Origin of the sequence: Flagellimonas onchidii, from assembly GCF_004804315.1 — a bacterium.
GTDB lineage: Bacteria > Bacteroidota > Bacteroidia > Flavobacteriales > Flavobacteriaceae > Flagellimonas > Flagellimonas onchidii.
The window spans coordinates 1-4,000 of record NZ_SRXX01000046.1; the positions used below are offsets into that span (position 1 = coordinate 1).

Here is a 4,000-nt window from a genome sequence, read left to right on the forward strand (position 1 = left end):
CCAACGACTTAATAGCCAATACAGTTTTAGGCCAACACTTCAGATTTTTCAAAAGAACGTACCGATTCTGCTTTTTTAAGCAGAATCTATGGTAAAGATAAGATTTTAAAGAATGTTAAAAAAGGTAGGTCAGTACTTTTCCATCGGGTGTACGATGCCCAGTTTCTGCCCCAATCGGTCAACGTCCGCTCTTTTGTAGCGCAGCATCGAGGATGTATATTTTATCCCTGCCATGTACTGGGCTTTTCTAAGTCCGTGTTCCCCGACCCAAAGGCTCAACCTCGATTCCCGAAGCTGTGTGGGTGTTTTAAAGTAGGGGAACTGTGTTTTTAGGGCTTTGCACTTGGCCATATAAAAGTTGGACAGGGAATTGTTGTCGCCCCGCCCCTGTCGGTTCGGGCAGGTTTGGCTTTGTGAGAAGAACAGATAGTTGGTCTCTTTTTTCGCTTCTATCAACAGCTTTGGGCGCAGTTCGTACACATAGTTCATCAATCCCATTAGCTGCAAGGGCTTAAGGTTCAGGGTTCGGGCGTTTCCCTGCAAGGTTGCGGGGATATAGATCGTCGCTTTTTCAAGATCCAAAAAATGGAGTTCCAGACTGGTAAGCTCCTCACGGCGCAACCCTTGAAAGATAATCATCCCCAATATCTCCCTGTCCCTTTTTTGTATAAAGGTCTTTGCTTGGCAAAGTCGGTACATCTCGGTCAGTTCTGTTTCGCTCAACAAATTGTCGGGCAATGTCCTTGCCCGTTTTTGGTGCTTAATCAATAAAGCAGGATTTTCTTTTCTGCCAATGCTAAAAAAGTAGTGTTTTAAAATGCTCAACAGTTCCCGAACCGTCCCGACCTTTAAGCCTTTTTCGGTCAAAGAGCGTTTGTAGGCATAAAGCTGTTCCAAGGTCGCCCGTTGTGGGCCGATTTGGTTCATATTGCACCAATCACCGTACTGGCATAATTTATTTGAATAATGTTTTACCGTGCGTTCCGCATAGCCCCTTTGAATCAGGAACGTTCTGAATTTATCGTAATCAATCATGGTAGTTCGGTGTATTTGATGTGCGTGTATATCTGACTGGAATCGATACAGGAATGCCCCAAAAATTGGGCGATCTCCTCGATGGTAAAATCATCCGTTAAATGTGTGGCAATAGCATGGCGCAGCCGATGTGCCGTTATTGGTTTTTGGGTCTTTGACACCTTGGAAATCTCTTTTATTTTGTACTGTATGCCGTGCAATGACATGCGTTGACCGCTATTGTTCAGTAAAAAGGCGGTCTGTTGTTCGTGGTCTGGGGCTAAGATTTCCCGAACGCCATAAAGGTAATCCTCCAAGTATTTCCTGACGGCGGGGCCAATCGGCACGTCCCGTTGGGTAAAGGTCTTGCTCTGTTTTACCCGTAGGGTGTTCTTGTTAAAATCAATGTCCAGCACGTCCAATCGGTACAGTTCCCCCTTTCGCAGTCCACAACCGTAAAGGATGCCCAATATCGCCTTGTTACGGATGCCGTTTATGGTATTGTCCTGTGCCTTGAACAATTCCTGTACTTCATCGACCGTCAAAATATCCTTTGGGATGGCATCGGTCTTTTGCTTTGGGATATAGAACGGGCTTTGACCGACATCGACCCCGTGGACGAACTCCATAAAGCGCAATACCGCTTCCCTATGTTTGTTGATGTATGCGGATGACAGCGTACCCAAACGCCTTTGGTTTGGGCGATGTGTGAGATAGTCAAAATATTCATCAATGTTTTGTCGCGTTACCGTAGCCAAACCAACAATGTTATTTTGTTCGAGATAGTGCAAAAACTCCTTGGACAGGTTGGCAACGCTCGTAATATGGGCATGGGATTTTCCCTCGTCCTTTTTACGTTGGGCAAATTCTTGGTGGGCTTTTATAAAATGTGGGTTTTTCAGTTCCAGTTTTTTCATGGCCATTTTTTTAATGGGGCTTAGCCTCCCACTGTACGGTTTTGGTTTGTCGATTTTGTATATGGACATGGGTATCCATTGGGATTGTAGCGTGCAAAACCAAGATATGGGCGTTACTGGTCGTTATCGATGTCCAATACTATTTTGCCCATCCAATAGATGCTGTTCAAGGTCTCCAATCTATTTATCTCTTGTTGCTCCACTTGTGTGAGTGCCATCATCCCATGGATAAGGGATTTTTGAAGGGTCGCCACATCTTCTTTCCCGATATGGATCTTAATAATGGAATCATGCTCTTTTTTCATGGTCTTACGCTTGTTTTTTGTGGTTCTCTTTCTCTAAAAGGTTCAGGTTTTGGATCAGTTCATCATAGGCATCGACCTTGGAACGATGATCGTTCCACTCGATGATTCGGTATTTAAAGCCCGTACGTTGATTGCCCGATGCCCGTTCCACCTGTCCGTAGAGTTCAAGGGTATTTAAATGGCGTTGCAGGGTAACGGGGTTCATCCCCAAGGGTTTCCTGACTTCCCGAAGTTTGAACAATACGCCTTTGTAATTGGTTGGATATTGGTCTTTTAAATGCGTTTTCAAACGCCCAAAGGTGCTGCGAACATTGAAATACAGTTCATCGTCCTTTTTGAGCCAAAGGCTTCTAAAAAGTTCCAAACTTTGAATCATGTATTTGGGTTTTACATCGATGTACTTCTTTGTTTTTGTCAACTTGATAGTCTGCTTTTTTTGGTGCAATAAGGTTATCAGGTTCACCAGTTTTAGGTATCTGCCCAAATTTTTAAGGTCGTTGCCAAAAAAACCGTTCAACGGTACTTGCTCGATAATCGGGTTGTGGACGGATAAAACTTCAAGCTGTTTGGGGATGTGCCGTAACAGTTCACGGGCGTAAGCGGTAGCGTTTTCATCGGTAAGCCCTGCCAAATTCTTTACTTGGTTCCCGTACAATCTGTCCATGATGGCAGTACCGTTGTTTATGGGAATGCAAAGCACATCGGCACTTGCAAAAGCGGGGTGGTGATCCTTGTCGGTATGGCCTATCAGATTGATGGTCGTGGTAACGTCCCTTTTTTGGCTTTGGTAGTTCTTAGTTCTTTCATCCCGTTGGGTCACCAATCGTTTGGATTGCCCCTGCAATAGGTATTCGAGCAACGTGTTTTGTTTGGACGCACTTTGCAGATTGTACAGAACCACGGTCTTTGCTTGCCAAAAGTCGGGGGTCGGTGGATAGGACAGAGCGTGTTTGCTGATGGTAGTGAACTCATGGGCATCGTCCTTGGGCAGCACCTTTAAAAATTCCGTCAGCAATTGCCGTCCGATCAATGGCGAAGTATTTAAAATGCCGTGCAAAGGTTGATCCGTAATCCTTGACAGGCTGATGATAAAAAGTTGCAGAGCGGTCTTGGGGTCGGACGAACCCGCATCCACCAAAAGGGCTTCGATCGCGGACAACGGGGATTTGCTCAAAAGCACCTTTTTGGCCTCGTCCGCCATGACCGAATTTATGGGAACAACAGGCGTTTGTGCCGAACCGTGGCGACGGTAATTGTCCAAGCGTTCGATAAGGTCGTAAAGGATGTTCTTGAAACGTAACGATTCAACCCTGATCCGTTCACAGACCTTGATTATCAAATAATCCGTTTGGTTCTCGTCGAAAAGGTCAACCTCCGAACTGCGGTAAATCTGTAACGGGGATTTTGCACCCTGCTTGTACACTTTTAGGCTTACCCGAAGCGATGGCAACAACATATCCTGTATTCCGCCCACTACTTCGATAACCAAATTCTCCGACTTAAAAAGAATATGGTTGGGGTCATCAAAAACCAATCCATAGGAATTATGTCCTTGGACGGCTTCGGAAAAATCCACACGTATGAACTTGTCCTTATTATTACCGTTATCGTTATCCAGTCCTGCCATAAAATCAAAATTTTATGGTCGAAGTAAGTCAAAATCAGGAGTGTTCGGAAAATAACATATCAACATTATCACATTGAAATACAGTGTATTACCTCCTAAAATCCCCTCCAACAGCAGTCCTTTATCGGGGGCGGGGC

Annotated in this window: 4 protein-coding genes; all 4 read right to left on the reverse strand. The window is 44.9% G+C overall.

What is annotated here, in order from left to right; genetic code table 11:
• Positions 1-129 precede the first annotated feature (129 nt).
• Positions 130-1,035, reverse strand: a complete 906-nt coding sequence (locus E4661_RS18880; RefSeq protein ID WP_136469018.1) for a tyrosine-type recombinase/integrase — start codon at positions 1,033-1,035, stop codon at positions 130-132.
• The gene (locus E4661_RS18885) at positions 1,032-1,931 is read right to left on the reverse strand and encodes a tyrosine-type recombinase/integrase (RefSeq protein WP_168796447.1); all 900 of its coding nucleotides are present in this window, start codon (positions 1,929-1,931) and stop codon (positions 1,032-1,034) included. Before E4661_RS18885 ends, E4661_RS18880 begins: the two co-directional genes overlap by 4 nt.
• Positions 1,932-2,044: 113 nt before the next feature.
• Positions 2,045-2,236 carry a hypothetical protein gene (locus E4661_RS18890; protein WP_136469020.1) on the reverse strand — a complete coding sequence of 64 codons (192 nt, stop codon included), beginning with the start codon at positions 2,234-2,236 and terminating at the stop codon, positions 2,045-2,047.
• Between the two features lie 4 nt (positions 2,237-2,240).
• Positions 2,241-3,863 carry a hypothetical protein gene (locus tag E4661_RS18895; protein WP_136469021.1) on the reverse strand — a complete coding sequence of 541 codons (1,623 nt, stop codon included), beginning with the start codon at positions 3,861-3,863 and terminating at the stop codon, positions 2,241-2,243.
• Positions 3,864-4,000 lie beyond the last annotated feature (137 nt).

Bases quoted from the DNA above. Each gene is read 5' to 3' on its own strand.
- E4661_RS18880 (WP_136469018.1), bottom strand. From the start codon at position 1,035: ATGATTGATTACGATAAATTCAGAACGTTCCTGATTCAAAGGGGCTAT.
- E4661_RS18885 (WP_168796447.1), bottom strand. From the start codon at position 1,931: ATGAAAAAACTGGAACTGAAAAACCCACATTTTATAAAAGCCCACCAA.
- E4661_RS18890 (WP_136469020.1), bottom strand. From the start codon at position 2,236: ATGAAAAAAGAGCATGATTCCATTATTAAGATCCATATCGGGAAAGAA.
- E4661_RS18895 (WP_136469021.1), bottom strand. From the start codon at position 3,863: ATGGCAGGACTGGATAACGATAACGGTAATAATAAGGACAAGTTCATA.